This is a genomic window from Candidatus Chloroploca asiatica (genome assembly GCF_002532075.1).
Lineage (GTDB): Bacteria > Chloroflexota > Chloroflexia > Chloroflexales > Chloroflexaceae > Chloroploca > Chloroploca asiatica.
Map to the genome: position 1 here is coordinate 1 of NZ_LYXE01000189.1, position 19,492 is coordinate 19,492.

At 61.3% G+C, this 19,492-nt stretch carries 13 protein-coding genes; 7 read left to right on the top strand and 6 right to left on the bottom strand.

Annotation, left to right across the window (positions count from 1 at the left end):
• Positions 1–104: 104 nt before the first annotated feature.
• From A9Q02_RS22710 to A9Q02_RS22730, 5 genes are all read right to left on the bottom strand, one after another.
• The gene (locus tag A9Q02_RS22710) at positions 105–758 is read right to left on the bottom strand and encodes a response regulator (RefSeq protein WP_172451290.1); all 654 of its coding nucleotides are present in this window, start codon (positions 756–758) and stop codon (positions 105–107) included.
• Positions 751–4,788, bottom strand: coding sequence for a PAS domain S-box protein (locus A9Q02_RS22715; protein WP_141509144.1), 4,038 nt, complete (start codon positions 4,786–4,788; stop codon positions 751–753). Before A9Q02_RS22715 ends, A9Q02_RS22710 begins: the two co-directional genes overlap by 8 nt.
• Before the next feature lie 194 nt (positions 4,789–4,982).
• Positions 4,983–6,083, bottom strand: coding sequence for a 4-hydroxyphenylpyruvate dioxygenase (gene hppD, locus A9Q02_RS22720; protein ID WP_097655369.1), 1,101 nt, complete (start codon positions 6,081–6,083; stop codon positions 4,983–4,985).
• Positions 6,084–6,096: 13 nt separating this feature from the next.
• The gene (locus A9Q02_RS22725) at positions 6,097–9,768 is read right to left on the bottom strand and encodes a protein kinase domain-containing protein (protein WP_097655370.1); all 3,672 of its coding nucleotides are present in this window, start codon (positions 9,766–9,768) and stop codon (positions 6,097–6,099) included.
• Between the two features lie 350 nt (positions 9,769–10,118).
• The gene (locus A9Q02_RS22730) at positions 10,119–10,880 is read right to left on the bottom strand and encodes an SDR family oxidoreductase (RefSeq protein WP_097655371.1); all 762 of its coding nucleotides are present in this window, start codon (positions 10,878–10,880) and stop codon (positions 10,119–10,121) included.
• A gap of 635 nt (positions 10,881–11,515) precedes the next feature.
• Here A9Q02_RS22730 and A9Q02_RS22735 point away from each other — a divergent pair.
• The 5 genes from A9Q02_RS22735 (at position 11,516) to A9Q02_RS22755 (ending at position 15,917) form a co-directional block, all read left to right on the top strand.
• Positions 11,516–12,487, top strand: coding sequence for a hypothetical protein (locus A9Q02_RS22735; RefSeq protein ID WP_097655372.1), 972 nt, complete (start codon positions 11,516–11,518; stop codon positions 12,485–12,487).
• Positions 12,466–12,942 (top strand): IS66 family transposase, encoded by a 477-nt coding sequence (locus A9Q02_RS22740; RefSeq protein WP_097655373.1) that lies wholly within the window; start codon positions 12,466–12,468, stop codon positions 12,940–12,942. The genes A9Q02_RS22735 and A9Q02_RS22740 overlap by 22 nt, the downstream gene beginning before the upstream one ends.
• A 418-nt stretch (positions 12,943–13,360) precedes the next feature.
• On the top strand, positions 13,361–13,831 hold the full coding sequence (locus A9Q02_RS22745; RefSeq protein WP_097655374.1) for a GNAT family N-acetyltransferase: 471 nt from the start codon (positions 13,361–13,363) through the stop codon (positions 13,829–13,831).
• A 70-nt stretch (positions 13,832–13,901) separates the two neighbouring features.
• Complete coding sequence (locus A9Q02_RS22750) at positions 13,902–15,119, top strand: serine hydrolase domain-containing protein (protein ID WP_245860824.1); 1,218 nt, start codon at positions 13,902–13,904, stop codon at positions 15,117–15,119.
• Between the two features lie 201 nt (positions 15,120–15,320).
• On the top strand, positions 15,321–15,917 hold the full coding sequence (locus A9Q02_RS22755) for a DUF7010 family protein (protein WP_141509146.1): 597 nt from the start codon (positions 15,321–15,323) through the stop codon (positions 15,915–15,917).
• Positions 15,918–16,094: 177 nt separating this feature from the next.
• On the opposite strand, the gene A9Q02_RS22760 is transcribed toward A9Q02_RS22755, so the two are convergent.
• Positions 16,095–16,391 (bottom strand): hypothetical protein, encoded by a 297-nt coding sequence (locus tag A9Q02_RS22760; protein ID WP_097655377.1) that lies wholly within the window; start codon positions 16,389–16,391, stop codon positions 16,095–16,097.
• 736 nt (positions 16,392–17,127) lie between these two features.
• Here A9Q02_RS22760 and A9Q02_RS22765 point away from each other — a divergent pair.
• Positions 17,128–17,340, top strand: a complete 213-nt coding sequence (locus tag A9Q02_RS22765) for a hypothetical protein (RefSeq protein ID WP_097655378.1) — start codon at positions 17,128–17,130, stop codon at positions 17,338–17,340.
• 440 nt (positions 17,341–17,780) lie between these two features.
• A complete protein-coding gene (locus A9Q02_RS24735; RefSeq protein ID WP_216361582.1) occupies positions 17,781–19,418 on the top strand; it encodes a DNA/RNA non-specific endonuclease in 1,638 nt (545 codons plus the stop codon).
• Positions 19,419–19,492 lie beyond the last annotated feature (74 nt).

Here is a 19,492-nt window from a genome sequence, read left to right on the forward strand (position 1 = left end):
CGGGCTGCCACGGCAAGCGCAGCGGGCTGCCAACGCCAGCTCTGTCATTCCGAACGGAGCGGAGCGGAGTGAGGAATTTGCACTCTAAAATGCTATCATTGGCACTACGAATGCGGATCGGTAAGTCGGTTTTCGCGGGCATAGAGAGCCGCCTGCGTGCGGTTTTTCAACTGGAGTTTGTCGAGAATGTTGCGGACATGGGTCGTCACTGTGCGCACCGATACGCCCAAGGTTGCAGCAAGCTCACGGTTCGACGCCCCGGTCGCCAGCAGTTGGAGCACCCGCAATTCCATCGGCGTCAAGGCATTGCCCGCTACGGCGGGCTGGCGCGAGGCTTTGTAGGATTGCATCAGCACCCGTGCCGCCGCCGGGTGGAGGGCGGCATCACCTCTGCTCACGGCCCGAATCGCGCCCAAGAGATCCTCGTGGTTCGAGTCCTTATTCAAAAAGCCCTTTGCGCCCGCCTCAATTGCCTCAAGCACCTGCACGTCATCAGTGAAGCTGGTGAGAATGATGCAACTCGTCTTGGGCAAGGCCTCCTGAATCTGTTGCATTGCCATCAGACCATCTTGCTTTGGCATCTTTAGATCCAGCAACGCCACGTCGGGGCGCGTCGCAAGCGCCTTCGCAACGGCATCGAGGCCGTCAACCGCCTGAGCGACCAGTTCCATATCGGGCTGCTCTTCGATAACGATCTCAAGCCCCTGGCGGATGAGCGGGTGGTCGTCGGCAATCAACACACGAATCTTCTCAGGCACGGGAAATACCTCCTGTTGTCGTTGTGGCTGGAACGCGAATCTCAATAAGGGTGCCCTGCCCTGGCTGCGCACTGAGACTCAGGCGGGCACCGATCTTGGCTGCGCGCTCTTGCAAACTACGTAACCCCAGCCCTCCCGAGGTGGACTCCGGATCGAAACCAATGCCATCATCACGCACGGTGAAGATGATGACATCGTCGGCGGAATGAACAGCCAGGCTAACCTTGCTCGCCCGTGCGTGGCGCAAGGCGTTGTTGAGCACTTCCTGCAGCATCATGTAGAGCTGCTCTTCGTGATCCAGTGGCAGGCCCATGAGTTCACCGGTGACCTCGAAGGTCGTGGCGATGTTCGCTCGTTGCTCTACCGCAGCGAGGCGCTCCTCAAGTGCCTTGATGAGCCCGACTGCCTCGAGCTCGGGATGACGCAGTTGGTAGATCAGCAGGCGTAGCTCTTTCAACACCTGCACCGCGATCTCACTCAGCTGGGTGAACTTCGCGGGGGTGTCGGTCAGACGCCCATTGCTGGCCTGCATCGCCCAGCCAGCAGCGATCAAGACCAGGCTGTAGAGGGATTGAGTCGCCGAGTCGTGCAGGTCGTGCGCAACCCGGTTGCGCTCGGCAAGAGTTGCGGCACGGCGGGCGTGTTCAGCAAGCTGCGCATTGCTGATTGCCGTTGCGATCTGGCCCGCTACCGTCTCGGCGAAACTCTGGTTCTCGGCGCTAAAGGCGTGGCCTGATGACCCTCGCCCCAGGGCAAGCAGTCCAAGGTTGCCCGTTGGCGCGGTCAGCGGGACGAGCAATAGATAGGCTGCGTCGGCACATTGGAGACGGTGCAGGGTCGTTTCACTCAGAATGAAGTTTGTCTCCTTCCGCACGAGTGCGATGGGGCGGCGCTGGGCAAGCAACGCATCACCGAGGATCCCGAAATCCTCGGGGGCGAGCACGCTCACCCCAGCTAGCTGATCGAGATCAGGCGCGACCGTAGCCTCGGTTCCTTCGCTCCGGCGTCGTTGCGCAAAGCCGACAATGACGACCGACTGCGCACCCGTCTGCGCTGCGACGGCTGCACAGACCGTCTCTAGGCCCGTCGGCAGATCCTGGGTAAAGACAAGCGTCTGCGCGACGGTGTTAAGGGTGCGCAACTCGCTCACACGGCGCAGCAAATCGGTATTGGCCCTGGCGAGCGACTCGTGAGCGAGGCGCCGGTCGGTGATATCGCGCCAGATCATCGCGAAGCCGTCACCGAGGCGGGCAGCGCGGACATCGTATAACCGCGCCAGCCGCTCGCCCTGGTCAGCCTGATCTTCGTAGACCAGGTGCTCACGAGCGACCGGCATCCCGGTTTCGACCAGACGAACATAGTCAGCAAAGAGGTTGCTATCGCGATAGGGGGACAGCAGATCAAGCAACGTGTGCCCGAGGTGCGCTTCACGGGTGCGCTGGTTGAGTAGGCAGCCGACTTCGTTGATATAGCGGTAGCGAAAGTCAACGATCTTGCCCGCTTCGTCGCGCACCGTATCAAGGATCGCAAAGCCATCGAGCATCGTCTCGACCGCCGTACGGAATTGTTCCTCGCTACGGCGCAACTCGCTCTCTGCGATCCAGCGCCGGATGACATGACTAAACATCTCGGCAGTCGTCCGCAGCACCGTCTGCTCCTGTTCATCCCACGCCCGTTCGGTCAGACCATTGAAGCCAAGCACGCCCCAGAGTGCGCCATCGATCCGCACCGGGAACGTAATGCGGGCATGCGCCTGATCAAGGGCTCGCCACGACTGCTGCGCAGAGGGCGCAAGCTCGGATTGATCAGGTATCCCGAGCAGGACGTCCCCGCGCAACAACGTATTGAGACGCGCCTGGGGAATGAAGGAGAGCGAGAAACGCTGGGCAAGGGGGTGCTCGGCAAATGATTCGGCAATCGGGATGGTGGCGAGTGCAACCAGGGTCAGATAGGGGTCGGTGGGGTCGGCCACCAGGCGCATCAGATAGGCCTGGTCAATGTTCAGTGCCGCCCGTAGGTGCTCGAGCGCGGGCGCGGCGACCTGCGCCAGGTCAGCCTCTGAGCGCACTGGTGCCAGCAATTCCTGCGAGCACTTCACCATGGCCGCCTCAATCGAGAGCTGGTTTGCCAGCCGTAGCTCCGCCTCCTTGCGCCGGGTGACATCCTGCACCGCACCGTAGAGGCGCACCGTCCGGCCTTCGCGCCGCTCGGCCTGGCCGCGTGAGTTCACCCAGATACGGCGCCCACTCGTCGTGACCATCGGCAATTCCAGCTCCCACCCGTCACCATCCTGGATCGCCGCCCTCACAACCGTCCTGATCTCCGGCTGAACCTCGGGCGGGTAGAACGTCAGCAACTGTTCGAGGTCAAGAGACGCATTGGCGTCAAGCTCAAGTAGACGCGCCAGTTCGCTCGAGAGGATCGGAACCCTGGTTTCGAGATCGACCGTCCACCCACCAACATGCGCCACTTCCCCGGTAGTGGCCAGGAACTGGCTGGTCGCCCGCAGATCATCCTCAATCTGCCAACGGTGCAAGGTCTGGCCAAGCATTGATGCTGCCGAAGTCAGCAGCATCAGGTCAGTGTGATCCCAGACCCGCGGCTCGGCATAATCATCAAAGCCGAGCATACCCCACAGCCGCCCGTCAAGATGGACAGGCACCGTCTGCGTCGAGCAAATACCTTCGCCTGACACGATGGCAAGCATGTCGGGGGTTTCAGCATAAATATCTTGCACAAGACCGCCCGCGGGGAGACCGGCAAGCATGCGCTCGCGATGCGCTTGCGGCAAGATTGCATAGGGCAACGGCGCAAAGCGGTCGGCATCGGATGCCTGACGGAGCGAGCGGTGGCCCGCTGACCAGGCCTCGGCGACGAGGTCAAGTGCGAGCCCGTGTTGCGGATCTGAGACATTGCGGAACATGTAGGCCCTGCCAACCGTGGCACCGTCGAGCAATTGCTCGAGTGCCTTGCGGAGCGCGGTGGAACGCGTGGCGGCATCCGGCGCAGCGGTGAGCAGCGTCAGGGAGGCGTTGGCAAGCGCCTGCTGATAGCGGGTATAGCGAGCAAGTTGATCCTCGACCCAGACACGGTTGCCAATGTCTTCAATGAAGCCCAGGAAGGCCACCGGACGACCAGCGTCGTCGCGAGGAGCGTAAACCGTCAGTTTGCCGAGGGCAAGGGCACCGTCCTTACGCACGTAGCGGCGGCGCTCGTGGACAAACTGGTCGATCTGACCGGCCGCAAGCAAATGGCCCCTTGCCACCGTGGCCGCGTGATCCTCGGGCAAGACCATGAATCCAGGCTGACGCCCGAGCAACTCTTCCATGCTGTAGCCAACAAAATCACAGAGTGCCTGGTTGACATACTCGATCTGATTCATCGGCGAGACAATCATTACCCCGATGGGCAGGTACTCGATGGCCCGCTCGAATACCGAGGCAGAAACCGACGCTTGGCGATGCGCACCCGCATGGTCTGGCGTCTCCGACGGCTGTGGAGACGAGCTAGACGCAATACCTTGCAAAGAAGGCGATTGTTTTGACGCAAAGGCGCAAAGGCGCAAAGGTTTTCGCGTACGTGAGCGAACCCTTCGCGCCTTCGCGCCTTCGCGTGAGCTTATTTGAAAAGTATTGGAGCTAGACGCTTGCTGCGTAGCCCGCAGATATGACCCGCGACGCAATGCCAACTCCACCCGCGCCACAATCGCCTCGCTGTGCAAAGGCCCCACCAGATAATCGCCAGACGCAACGGCGATGAGCTTGATCAACGGTGCCGCCGGCTCCTCATCTAGCAGCAGGATGGGCACACATTCCAGCGCTGAACGAGACTCAACCATCGCCAGGATGTCCAGCGCCTGCGACCGATCGGCGCGGGCATCAATGACCAGGACATCAGGCGGTGACGGCAAGGTCGCAGCAAGAGCGTGAACATCAGCAACTGACAACACTGCGTGGCCCTGGCTCGACAACAGTTCGGTAAGCCACCAGGTTGTTTCGTCAACACCGCTAACGATACATACTTGGCTCACAGCTACACCCTTTGCGCCTTTGCGCCTTTGCGTCAAAAAACCACCTGACACCCTTCGCGCCTTTGCGCCTTTGCGTCAAAAAACCACCTGACACCCTTCGCGCCTTTGCGCCTTTGCGTCAAAAAACCACCTGACACCCTTCGCGCCTTTGCGCCTTTGCGTCAAAAAACCGCCTTATATGCAAGGTATTCGATCTAAAGATTGCCCCGGCGATCTTGCTCACGCTCAATCGCCTCGAAGAGCGCCTTGAAATTGCCTTTGCCAAAGCCACGACTGCCTTTGCGCTGGATCACTTCGACAAAGAGCGTGGGCCGATCCTGCAGTGGCTGGCTAAAGATCTGGAGCATGTAGCCCTCTTCGTCGCGATCAACGAGCACGTTGTATTCGCGTAGCGTCGCGAGATTCTCGTCGAGCGGGCCGACCCGTTCATTCAGGCCATCGTAGTAGGTCGCGGGAACCGTGATAAAGCGTAGCCCTGCGGTGCGCAAGGTTTCGACGGTGGCGCAGATGTCGTTGGTTTCCAGGGCGATATGCTGCACGCCTGGGCCACCGAAGTAGTCGAGAAATTCGGCAATCTGGCTCTTTTTGCGCCCTTTGGCGGGTTCGTTGATCGGGAGCTTGATGCGCCCGGTGCCATTCTGCATCACTTTGCTCATCAAGGCGCTATACTCGGTGCTGATCGCCTCATCATCAAAATGGTGCAACTGGCGAAAGCCAAGCACGTCACGGTAGTAGGCGACCCAGCGATCCATCATCCCGGTTTCGACGTTGGCCACAATATGGTCAATGGCAACAATGCCAGTGTCGAGCGCTCCTTCAGCTGGCGTGAGCGCCGTGAACCCAGGCATGAAGGGGCCGGTGTAGGCTTTACGTTCCACAAAACTATGCACAACATCGCCATACGCGGCAATCGTTGCCTTGATGACCTGCCCATGCTGATCCGCATAAACAGTCGGTTCGAGCAGACCGACGGCACCAGCCCCTAAGGCAGCCTCGTAGGCAACCGTGGCATCAGGTACCTGCAGCGCAATATCCTTGACCCCATCGCCGTGACGCGCCACAAAGGTTCCGATCGGGTGATCCGGCACCAGCGGGGCCGTCAAGACCAGGCGTACCCCCTCGCGGGCCACCACATACGAGCAGCGATCGCGCACACCAGTTTCGAGACCAGCATAGGCCACGGGGAGTAACCCGAGGATGCTGCGATAAAAATGAGCCGCCTGACGGGCATTGCTCACATAAAATTCGAGATAATCAATGCCGTCAAGCGTCTGCTCAACCTCGTGCGTAAACATAGATGGGCCTCCTTCAGATCGTCGTCCACTCAGAGAGCTTGAAGCCGGCTTCGCGCAGCATACGGAATACGGTAGCGGTATAGGTGCCAATAAACTCCTGCGGTGCCTGAGCCTGAGTCAGCATCTCCATCGCGGCCATCGCCATCTGGCGGCGCATTTTGGGGTAGTAACAGCACGAATGCACAACTTGATTGTAGAGCCCGAGCCAATAAATATAGCGGCGCACGAGCTCGGTATCGGTCGCAGCGACGACCTGCCGCTGGAAGTCGTCGCTCAGACTGTGCTGCGCCATAAAGACATCGGTCACATCAAGGTGGAGCGTGCGCAAGGTCGCCAGGGTATGGATCAGGGTCGCAGGCAGGTTGTCCTCACGTGCGGTCAAGACATTGCCGAGCAAGCGGAGCACTGGCTCGGGGTAGTAGAAACCAACGGCGGCGAGACCAGCGACAACGCGGTTGACCTGCCGGGCATCGTCGCGGAGCAGGCCATCCTGGAGCATCAACTCGATCAGGGGCATCGTCTGGCCGACTTTGCCATAGGCCAGGCCCAGCGGCAAGAGCAGCAGATCGTCAAGACGCTGCAGGATGCCCGGCGTTTCGCTGTAGACCAGATCAGGGTGATCGCGAAAGAGTTGCTCGGTCAACCACTCGATCAGCGGCGTCCAGGTCGGCGGCGTCGTGGGCAGCAGCACACAGAAACTGAGCAACAGCCAGAGTCGCCCCTCACCGGGGAGCCGGGGATAGAGCGTGCGGATAAAGGTCTCGGTCGAAGGAAAATCGGTTGTCGCGTGAATGGCAAGTTGGGCAATCGCCACCAGATTGAAAAAGACATTCTCGGCCTGCAGCAGCAGTTCGAGTTCGTGCTGATAGCGGTCGAGCGACGTCGCAGGATCAAAGAGCGGGGCAACCGTCACCAGCAACGAGCGCCGCTCCTGGGGAATCGCAAAAAACTCCTCGACCGGCACCACTTCAGTCAGCAACATCGTATCAAGAATTGGCTGTGAAAAAGCACTAGCAACCGCCTGAAAAATAAGATCTTCAATCGTCTTGCCAAACATCCCGGTATTGAGCAGATCGAGATGCAGACGCTGGCGCGCAAGTTCATAATAGAGCTCGACCGTCGTATCGCGCACATCAGCGCGTTCGGGATGATTAATATAGATGACCACCGAGAGTTCAAAGAAGAATTCGATAATATTGCGCAAATCGCGGATCGCCGCTGGCTTGACGCGGGCGACCAGTTCGCGCAGCAGATCGTAGGTAAACCCAGGATCGGAATGCCAGGTCAAATAGAGCGTATCACGTGCCACGCGCCGCAGCGCGGTGCTGCCCCGGCTGGCCGCCCAGAGAAAGAGATCACGCGCCTGCGGGCCAATATAATAGGCCGCCTTGAGCGCGGTGCGTCGGCTCTCATCCGCCTCATGCTCGCAGAGCCGCTTCATCAACTCGAGGCCGCGGGCGGGTTCGTCGGCATAGAGCTCAACGAGACTCTGGGCGACCAGTTCACGCAGTTCGATATCGGGCGACTGCGCCAGCGCCGCAAAGGTCTCGGGTTGCCCGGCGATCAGCAGCGTCGTGCGGGCAATATCAAAGGCGAGCGGAAAGCTGCGCGCCCGCTCCATCAAGCCATTGAGCAGCGTCGGCAAACTGGTGCGCGTCGCGGGATTGCGCAGCAAGTGCCTGGCGAGCACATATGCGCCCAATTCGGCATAGGCAAAACTCACCATTTCGCCAACAAACAGATCGCCACTCAGTTCCGTCAGAATGCCATCATCAAGCAGGCGGATATAGGTCGAGTCGGGTTCATCGCTGAGCAACGCCTCGCGGAGCAACTCGTTGCGGGCGAGGTCGCGCAGGGGCAGCGCCGTCTGGCCCTGACGCAACAATTGCTCGGCAAGTTCTTCCACAAAAAGCTGGTCGCGGCGCTGGCGCACCCGTTCGTCATAAAAGCGCCGAAAAAGGCCCAGGTGCAAACCACGCGCCGCAAACGCCACCGGGCCACCACGCGAACTCTCGGCGACCAGGCGCAGCATCAGCGGGCGCGCTAGTCGCTCGCAAAGCGCCGGGGGCAACCGTTCAAAGGGCGTCTGCAACTGAAAAAACGCCTGATAACGCGCATACGCCTCGGTCAACTCAGCTTCCGTAAAGAGGCCAGGGGCGAGCGCGTGATGGCCGTCGGCATCGTGATAATAGGCGCTCCAAAAGAGGCGCGTCGCACCGGCGCGTTCCAACTGCCCCCAGGTCGCCGTATTGCAACTGACGACCACCTTGAGCCACGGCCCAGCGACGCGGCCAACGAGACTATCAATCTGCTTGAGCAACCCTTCGGGGCCGACGCTTCCATCGCCGCGATACTCATTCAGCGCATCAAAAATAATCACGAGGCGACGTTGCGCAACCTGGGCCAGGTGCGCGATCTGGCTAAGATCGTGCAGCACCAGATCAACATGGTCGCGCCCGAGATCACGCGCCAACTCGCGGTCAAGTTCAGGGCCAAGCGAGCCACCACAGCGATAGAAGAGCACCGCATCGCCGGCCTTGCGCAACGAAGCCGCCCAATGAGCCAGCAAACAGGTCTTGCCGACACCGGCATCACCGAGGATCAGCAATGCACCAACAGACTCAGCAAGGAACGAGGTCAGTTCCGCCTCGATCACCTCACGAGGCACATAGAGTTCGGGGAGATACGGGCCGGGGCGGCGGGGCGTGCCGATCAACTCACGGAGGGCAGGCTCAGCCTGGGCATTCGCCGCGTCACGCACCTGTTGCCAACCAACGCTAATTGGTTGCCCCTGAACAGGCGAAGCCTCGGGGAGACCGGGCAGCACCTGCGGCGAAGCAGAGCCGGCAATCACGAGCGTATTCGTCGTCTCCGACGCAAGCTCACGCAGATGCCGCCGCGCCATCGTCGCCGAAGCAAAGCGTTCTTCGCGGTGAACGGCAACGAGTTGAGACAAAAACTGGGCGACTTCGAGCGGCACAGCCGCATTGACGTGATGGGCAAGAACAAGCGGATCGTCGTGGCCACCAAGCAACGCATCAGCGCGGGTCAGCGCACTTGGCGGCGGGCGATTCGTCAACAGATGGTACAGCGTCGCCCCAAACGCATAGAGATCCGAGCGTGGATCGGTGCCCGACGCCTCGATCTGCTCAAGCGGCGCATACTGCAACGTATACCCAAAAAGGCTGGCCGAACGTCCGGGGGCGGATCGTTTTGCCAAGCCAAAATCGAGCAACACCACCTGAGCTTCGGGGGTCAACTTGATATTCTGAGGCTTGATATCGCGGTGGAGCACCGGCGGCTGGCGCGAATGGAGATACTCGAGCGCACGGAGCAACTGATCGGCCCAGCCAAGCACCTCATCAAGGGGAAACGGCTCACCGCGGCGGGCAAGCAGCGCCGCGAGATCCGCGCCCGGAAAAAACTCCATCACCAGAAAAAGCCCGGCAGGATCGCGAAAATAGTCAATCACCTTGGGCAACGCAGTATGGCGGAGGCCAGCAAGGATCTGTGCCTCGTGCTCAAACGCCTCGACATTCTCAGCATTATCCCCAAGCATCTGCTTGAGCGCAACCGTATTGCGGAGCCGTCGGTCAAGCGCCTCATAGACTGCACCCATCCCGCCACGCCCAATCAGGCGCACCAGCTGATAGCGTTGCAAAATGAGAGAGCCGGGCTCGAGCATAGGAACACCCTTGAATATACGTTATCAGCTACTATTGTAGCACGAAGCAAGTACCTCACTCGCGCAAAGCAAGGGTTCCGCCATCGACCATCGATCACGCCGGATGTCTCCACAGGCCTGACCTGGTTCAACCAGGGGCGGGGGCGCACCCATCGCGCCGTTGGGCGCAGCAGCGATGGCGGGGGGCCTGCCCCCAACGGATGGCCCATGGGCTGCTGCGCCCCTACAGCGGACAACCGCCCCGATAATCGCATCGATACCGAGTGACGCCCCAGCTGCTGCGCCCTCCCGCGGGCATGCAACGATCCCGGGTGACGCTCACAACGACGGGAAATGGTTCCGCCATCGCCTCAACGCGCCGTGTACCCGCCATCCGCCACAAGCGCTTCGCCCGTAACAAACGAGGCCGCGTCTGAGCAGAGATAGAGCACTGCGCCAGCGATCTCTTCGGGGCGACCCAGCCGACGCATCGCGTGCAATTCAGCGATCATCGCCGTGCGTTCCGGGTCAGCCGTGACGCCGGCACGGTCAAGCATAGGGGTAGCGATGAAGCCAGGGCAAACAGCGTTGACCCGAATGCCGCGGGTGGCGTATTCAAGCGCCGCCGTCTTCGTCAAGCCGATCACGCCGTGCTTGGCCGCCACATAGGCCGCCGCGCCGACAAAACCAACCAGGCCCAGGGCCGAAGCCATATTCACGATAGCGCCACCCCCACTGGCACGCATCGCGGTAATCTCCGCCCGCATACAATAGAAGACCCCGCTCAGATTGACGGCCAGCGTCCGTTCCCAGGTCGCCAGCGGCAAACGTGCCAGACCCTCTTGCGACGCCTCGATGCCCGCATTGTTCACCGCGCAATCGAGGCGACCCAGGCGATCCAGGGTCGTTTGCACAAGCGCCTCAACCTGGGCCGGCTCGGCGACATCGCACTGGAGCACGTGCGCCTCGCCCCCCGCTGCCGTCACCAAGCGAGCCGTCTCTTCCGCCGCCGCAATATCGACGTCACCAAGCATCACACGAGCGCCGGCGTGCGCAAAAGCGAGCGCGGTCGCCCGCCCAATCCCGCCCCCGCCCCCAGTGATCAGCACGGCTTTGTCATGAAAACCATCCATCAGATCTCCTTGCTCCCTGATACCATTGCAGATTACAGATTGCCGCACATAGCGTTCCCATGCGCTCTGGCAACACAACCTATAATGAACATGTGTCACCCCTGAGCGCACCAGCATTGACCACATGATACTCGATATGGCCCTGACCAGAGATGCGGCGGATCACCGAAACCCTTGACCGCGTAGGGTGCGTTCACCCACCGTATCCTGCGCACTCAACATAGGCAGCACGAAGGCGGGAGAAGCGGCGGAACCCAAGCAACGCCAGGGCAGAAGGAAGAGATTCCCAGTGTCGAAGATGTAATTGCTAAACAAGCAGCCTAACCACGCAGTGCACCCGACGTCCCTGGCGCGGCCGCAACCTCGGCGCAACTTTTTACTGTTCGTCTCATCTCGTGCCGCCTCCCGCCTCGCTTCGCTCGTTTGCCAGCGGCGCAGTTGACAGCTATCCATCGAGACCGATACACATTAGGGACTACGCAGTAGCATCAGGACGCGCCCCGTCACCAGGGCGCTTCGTCATTTCGGCCTGACCGCCGTTGCTGCTTGGGTATACACTTGCCAGCTTTCGCGGATGGGTGTACATGGAGCTTTACCACAAACCCTTGTGCATCCCACGCGAAAGGCTGGCAAGCGTGTATCATACCATCTTCGCTCCCCTGACGCGGCGGCAACACCGTCGTATTGTGCGCCTGCTGGCGCTGGCCCTGCTGCCCCTCCTGCTCGTGACAAGCACCGGGTACGGAGCCGAACGGCTCCCCGTGACGGTCGCCGTGGCGCGCTCGGTGCGCCGGATCCGCTGCCGCCGCTGCCGTCGGCCTCCGGTCGCCCCGACGCTCCGCGGTGCCGGGGCGGTTCTGCGGCGCACCCTGCCCCCAGCCCTGTGCCAGACGAGCCTGCTGCTCCTGCTCCTCCTTGGCGCACGCGCCCCCACCGCCCTGCTCCTCCTGGCCGGCCTGCCCCTGCTCCGCTGGCTGCTCACGCTCAGCGGGCTCCGCTGGCCGCAGTGGGCGCAGCACCCCAGCGGCCGCTGGCTCCGTCAGACCCTGGCCGACCTCCACCTGGCCCTGCTACTTGCCCTCGGTGGGCTCCTGCTCGGCCAACTGCTTGGCCTGACCGGTGGTGCCCTGCTCGGGGCGGCCGCAACGCCTCGCCCACCCAAACCGACGGCCAGCGGACGGGTCCTCGATGACGGCACCTACGAGGTCATTCTCGGCGACCAGTTCGCCATCCGCCACAGGCCCGTCGATGAGTTCGACCGGCGCATGTTCCTGCTCTTTCTGCGCGACATCCATCTTGTGGCGCATCCCGGGCAACGGCCGTTCCTCTGCCAGACCTGGCTGGCGGGCTGGTTCGACACGCTCCAGGAGTTGCTCAGTCGGTGGGAGAACGATCACGAGGCGGGCGATTGGCAACGCCTGATGAGTCGCCGTGATGGCCCCCTCCTGCCTCGTGCGCAGCAGCAGGCCATTGTCCAGCGCTGGACGCGCCACCACTGGTGGTCCGTCGCCGAGGTACAGGCCGCTGCGCAGGCTGAGGGCCTGCGCCTGACGGGAAGGACTACCGGGAGCAGCACCCGGAGGCGGTGGCGCTGCTGCGGCAGCTGAAGCGGATCTTCTGGGCCACGACGAAGCGGACGGCCGAGCGGCGCTACGAGAAGGTGCTGGCGCTGCGGGAGGTGTACGTCGCGGCGCAGCCGGAGGTGGCGCCGGTGTTTACCAGTCTGGAGCACCACTGGCCGAAGCTGGTCAACGCCATCGAGAGCGAACGCATCCCGCTGACCAACAACACGACCGAGTTGGTGATCCGGCGCTTCGCGCAACACTATCAGAACTTCTGTGGCTTCCACAGCATCGAGACGGCTGAGCGCTATCTGGTGGTGTTTGAGTGGTGCTACCGCCTGACGCCATTTACGCACGACGCGCAGCAGCGCATCCGGGGCAAGTGCCCGCTCGAGTTGGCTGGCTACGACGTAAGCACACTCCCGATGGCCCAGCTCTGCCGGGGGCAGTTGCTCGGCTGGCCCCCGGAGGGGCTGGCAGACGTAGTCCCCAAACCCTAACGGTCACCTGCACCTGGAGCGATGTTGCACGAATCGTTGCTATACCCCAAGAACGGCGACGCCCAGCCGCTGCGCGACCAGACAATCCAGTCACACTGGGCGGTGTACTGTGGCAAAGCCAGGGTCGCATGCTCGCTTGTTGCGCAGAGCCCAGCTTGGTTTTGTTCCTACCGGCGCATAATATGGTGACGCAATGGTGTTGCCCCGACGTACTTTCCCGTCTATACTGACGGCATGGCCGTTCAGCTTCTCCAAACCAAATGCTCCTTGCTGCCTCCATGCGCCAACGGCGTTGCCCGTGCGCGCCTGGGTGAAACGCTGCACCGTGGTCTGCTGGCCGGACGCATCCTTGACCTGGCAAAGCGTTACGATCTGGAGGTATGCAGCCCATAGTTCGCGTTAATCTCAGGTGTATCAGATGACAAACCCAGACATTCACTTCAAACGAATCACCGCCCAAACCGTCATCCCTATCTGCCAATTGAGCGAGACGTTGACCCCAGCCCAGCGAAAGATGGTGACCGACAACGCGATCTCAATCGCTCAGGCCCACTTCTCGGAAAACTGCTGGCTACGGGCCGTTTACGCCGACGAAACCCCCATTGGTTTCATCATGCTGCACATTGGCTCGGATTATGACGACGGCATTGATTGCCCCGGCGTCTTCCTCTGGCGCTTCATGATCGCCAAACCGTATCAGGGGCTTGGGTACGGTCGGCAGGCGATAGACCGCCTGCTCGATCATCTACGCGCCCAAGGAACGCCAGAGTTGTCCACCTGCTGCGGCTTGGGCGAAGCAAGCCCGGAAGGGTTCTACAAACGGCTTGGCTTTGTCCCGACCGGCGAATGGTATGGCGACGAGGGAGAACTCAAGCTGTTGATCCCATAACGAGCACAGATATTGTGGAGGAAGCACTCTATGGTCAAGGATGCGGAGGAGGCAATCTACGGTGAAGGAGATGAATACCATGAAAAAAGGCTTACTCGTTCTGGTAACTATTATGCTGGGCGGTGGCCTGCTTACCCTGGCGGGCTACCTCTGGTTGCAAAATAGTCCCTGGGGACCAGCCCTGACCCTCTTTGCCGATGAGAAGCGGGCCGAGAATTTCCGGGCCATGGATACTATTTTTCCTAGCCATTACATCGCGCCGGCCACGCCACCCGAAGTGTGGGCGTTCGATTATGCGGTACGGCCATTACCCACGGACTATCAGTGGCAAGGGGAAACCCACGCCGTGGCCGACTTTTTAGCCCGTACCGAAACCACCGGCCTGCTGGTAGCGCAAGACGGCCTCATGCTGCACGAGTCCTACTACCTGGGCAACGATGCGACGTCACCCGCCACGTCCTGGTCCGTCGCCAAGTCATTTCTGTCGGCTATGGTGGGCATGGCGCTGGCGCAAGGTCACATTGATGCCATTGATGATCCGGTGACCGACTACGTGCCTGAACTGAGAGGGTCAGGGTACGAAGATGTGCCCATCAAGCATATTCTCACCATGTCGTCGGGGGTCGATTTCGACGAGGATTACGACAACTATTTTTCTGACATCAACATGATTTTTATCCGCGCCTTTGCCATGGGGACGCCCATGGCAGACACCATTGCTGGGCTGGAGCGCGTGCGCGAGCCGGGAACCTACAATGATTATATCAGCGCCGATTCGATGGTGTTGGGGCTGCTCCTCGAACGGGCGACGGGGCAGTCGGTCGCCGCCTATTTGGAAGAAACGATCTGGCAGCCAGCCGGGATGGCGACCGAAGCCTTTTGGAATCTGGATCGAACCGGTACCGAGATCGCTTTTTGCTGTCTGAATGCCACCTTGCATGATTATGCCCGCTTCGGTCGGTTATACCTCAATCAGGGCCAGCGCGATGGCGTTCAGATTATCCCGAGTGACTGGGTGGCTGAATCAACCACGCCCCAGGGTTCCCATCTGGAGCCGGGCGACAACCCTGATTCTTTCTGGACGTTCGGCTATGGCTACCAATGGTGGATTCCCGAAGAACCAGATGGGGAATACGTCGCCATCGGCGTGTGGGGGCAATCCATCTACATGTACCCCCGCTATAACATCGTGATCGTGAAAAGCAGCACCGACTACTGGTTCGATGAAAACGATCACGAAACCGTTGAGGTCTTCCGCGCCATTGCCCGTCATTATGGCCAGCCGTAGGCGCCTTGGGCCAGTCTCGTACCACAGAACCAGGATCGGATCGGTCGCCTGGCGGGTGCGCGGCGCGTGAGGCCTCGCTATACTGGAAGCGCCTACCAAGTAACACCGGGCATGCCGTGGACCTGATCATCGCCGGGGCCGGAACCGCAATGGGTCTCGTGTTGGGGGCAGGGATCAACAAATACCAGAAATCTTGAGATCATGCGTACTATCAACCATCCACCCACGACGCCACCACAGGCACCTGTGGGAATGACCATTGACGCAGCCCAGCGTGAAATGCGCTCGGCCTTCCTGGGCGGCTTCGGCGGCCAGTTCGTCGCCGGGCTGATCTGGCTGGTTGCCGCAGCCCTGGGGAGTTGGTTCGCCCCGACCTACGGCATGGCCGCGCTCTTCTTCGGGAGTATGGGCATCTTCCCGCTGACCCAGTTCGTCGTCCGGCTCCTGGGCCGTCCCGGTGCGGTCAGCCCGACGAATGGGCTCTGGGGCCTCGGCGCGCAGACCGCCTTTATCGTGCCGCCGAGCTTCTTGCTCGTCGGCGCGGCCACGCTCTACCAGACGCACTGGTTCTTCCCGGCGGCGATGATCGTGGTCGGCGTTCACTACCTGCCCTTCATCACCCTCTACGGCATGCGCATGTTCGGGGCGCTCGCGATTGTGCTGGTCGTGGCCGGGGCTGGGCTGGGGCTCTATGGGCCACCGATCTTCAGTCTGGGCGGCTGGGTAACGGGTGCGGTACTGCTCGGCTTCGCCTTCCTGGGTCGTTACCTCGTCTTGCAGGAAGAGCGGCAGGAGTGATCCGGTTGTGACTTGCCGCTGCTCATCGCGACAACAACCAGGCCACCCAGATCGCGGTGCATCCGGCGACGAAGCACCACATGCTCGACGCAGGCATCGCCGAGGATCTGGCTTGCTCGATGCGCCTACACACGAAGGCGAGAGATGCGCAGAAGAGCGTCATAGGCGGTGGTGGCCTCAACCGTCTTCGGCATCGTCCTCATCATCATCCTCATCATCATCGTCAGGCCAGCAGGTACGACAGAGGCCGTGCCGCAGCGGTTCGGCGGGCGTTCGACAGTCATAGCAAAGCCCAAACGCCTCATGTCCATCCAGAATCTCGCCGGCGTTACAGTCATGACGATCACAGGCCAATTTGACAATCCTGATCACAAGATCCTGCTGAACGGTGCGCGGCATTGCAGCCCAGACCCCTGCCTCATCGAGCAGGGTGAGCACATCCCGCAGCATATAACTTCCATCATGGTTTGACATGAGCCTTCCCCTTTCCTTGCCCATAGGATCACCTCCGTCGCGACGTTCGCAGTATGGTGGTGGTGTCGTGGTGTGCGCAGAGCCAGTTGCACGTTGTACGATAACATAAATTGTAGTACATATGTGTGACCATAAGTGTCACAACCTCTGCAACAACATCGCAATGCTCCGCATTCACACGAACACCCCCGCCGTCCACCGCGCTGCCTGGCGCGGTGAGCAGCGGGAGGGCGTGGAGACGATGAACAAGCATCGCCATGTGACAGGGAACGAGGCACTCACATACCAGGCGGACACCCCCGAGGCTTCCCCACCAAACGGCCAGCAACAGTGCAACGGATTGCGTATCCACGACCTGCATCCCAGCGCAAGATCAGCGTGGAGTATGGTACTACAAAAAAGAAGTACTTCTATCGCATATTCGCTCCCGCAAGCATACCCTACAATAGAGGTATCGGATCGGCATCCGAACCATGGATGTTGTCCATAACATCTGCACTGCTCACAGTTCCACCCAGCGGACGTTTGTCCATCCTGTTCTTTCACACCCCAAAGAGTTGCCGGTATTCTGCACCAGTCTGACGCAGGAGATGCTGACCGCTCAACCAAGATTACGCGGCGAACCCTGGCCCCTTCGTTCGTTGGGCGAGCAGGGAAAGGAGTGCGTATGATATGAAGTTCGTGCCACCTTGCATCCCATCAACTGTACCAGCGTTCAAACAACAGGAGGATCACCATGAGCGGATACAGCAAAGAAAAAGCCGACAAGTTGATCGCGCAGCATGAGGCTAACGCGGCAAAGATCCAGCAGGAAGCGGATGACTTGAACACATCTGGAGGAACTCACCCGGGCAAAAATGCTGAAGTGGCCGAACTGGAGCGAGACGCACAACGTGCGCGCGATAAGGCTGCAGCGGTCAAGGAACTGAAGAAGCACCATGGCGATTGACCCGGGCAATGGTCTATGCACTGTCTGTGGTGGAACTGGAAGGGTAAGCCGGGCGGAGCTATGTCCAGCATGCGGAGGCTCGGGAAGGGCGAGGCTTACAACGTCAATGTATTGTCCGAAATGTCTTGCCAATCTCGCAAAAGGCGAGCCGCACGACAGACAATGCCCTGAGAACCCGAACCCGCCCCCCCGACGAACGTGACCATTCCATCCCACCGTTCACGCCGACGAGAGTGAGGCTTACTCAGATGGTGATGCGGACTGGCAAGCCGTTTGTGGCTCGTCAGTCCGCCCACCTTTGACATAGAGAGGCAAGCGCCCAGTCAGGCCCGCGCCCGAGCTTCGTGTCATCAGCCGCATGAAGCGACAAGGGGTTTATCGCAAGGGGGCAGCGCACAGCACTGAACATCCGTGCAACCGCGCTCTCGGAGGAACCAGCCATGACTCAGCCCCGTCTCTCCCCCACGCGCATGCTGCGCGTCACGCTGCTCACGCTGCTCACGCTCGTCCTGCTGCTCGACGGCTTGACCGCCGCCGCTCAGCCGTCCGTCAGTCGCCACCTAGCCCTCGGGATGCCCAGCTCAGCCGTCACCGACGTCAACTCCCCCGCCGACTACCTTATCGTGCGCGATCAGTACGCCCTGAGCTACCACCGCGACCGGGGCATCCCAAACTGGGTCAGTTGGCACCTCCAGGCCAGCGATCTGGGGGCCGTGCCCCGCTACAGCGGCCCCTTCATCACCGATACCAGCCTCCCCGCGAGCTGGTACCGCGTCACCCACAACGACTACACCAACAGCGGCTACGACCGGGGCCACATGACCCCCTCTGCGGATCGGAGCGCGACCGAGGCCGACAACGAGGCGACGTTTCTCCTCACCAACATTCTGCCGCAAGCCCCCGCCAATAACCAGGGCCTCTGGGCCACTCTCGAAGAGCACGCCCGCAGCCTCGTCCGCGCGGGCAATGAGGTCTACGTCGTCGCTGGAGGCACCGGCAGTCGCGGCACCCTCGCCAACGGTCGCCTCACCATCCCCGCAAACGTCTGGAAAGTCATGCTGGTGCTGCCCGCCGCCGACGGCGATGATCGCGCCCGCATCACGCCGTCCACCCCCGTGATCGCCCTCTGGACGCCCAACGATGCCACCGTCGACGGGCGAGCCTGGCAGGACTATCAAACCACCGTGCGCTGCCTCGAGGAGCGTACCGGGCTGAATTTCTTCGCCGCCGTGGATCGCGCCGTCCAGGATGCGCTTGAGGGGCCTGGCTGTCGCGAGCCAGCGCCAGTTCCAGCGCCAGCGCCACCTCCACCCGCTGATCAGCGCTGCTTCCCGGAGACCGGGCAGTGCATCTACGGCCCCATCCGCGCCTATTGGGAACGCAACGGCGGGCTCGCCATCTTCGGCTTCCCCATCACCACGCAGCGGGCCGAGACGGTTGAGGGCCAGACCCTCCAGGTGCAGTGGTTTGAGCGCGACCGCATTGAGATCCAACCGACGGGGGCCGTCACGACCGGACGCCTGGGGGTTGAGCGCCTGGCGCAACTGGGTACGCCCTGGCAGCCCGGCCCGGGAGCGCCGGCTGGCCCGGGCTGTACCACGTTTGCCGTGACCGGCCATACCGTCTGTGAACCCTTCCTGCGTTATTGGCAGACCCAGGGCGGGCTCGAGCGCTTTGGCCTCCCGGTCACTGGGGCCTTCACCATGGAACTGGAAGGCCGCCCCTACACGGTGCAGTTCTTTGAACGGCGTCGCTTCGAGGCCCATCCCGAGCTTGGCCCCACCACCGTGCTGCTCGGCCTGCTTGGCCGTGAGGTGCTCGAGGCCCAGCCGGGACAACCGGCGGTGCCGCCGCCCGCGCCCGCTCCGCCACCGCCACCGCCACCTGCCGCACAACCGACCCCGGCCCCAGCACAGCTCCCACCGAGCTTCAACAACTGTGCTGACGACCCCAACGCCGCCGCCGCACCGCATGTCCCGGTGCGCATTCGGGCCATCGACAAACGGGCCGAGACGGTCACGCTGCAGAATGTCAGCGCCACTGCCGTCACGCTCGACGGCTGGATCATGTGTAGTTGATCAACGATAATTAGAATTGCCGGCGCATTGCCTCACGTTAGATGTAACCTTGACAAGATCGTTGCCTCACGAAT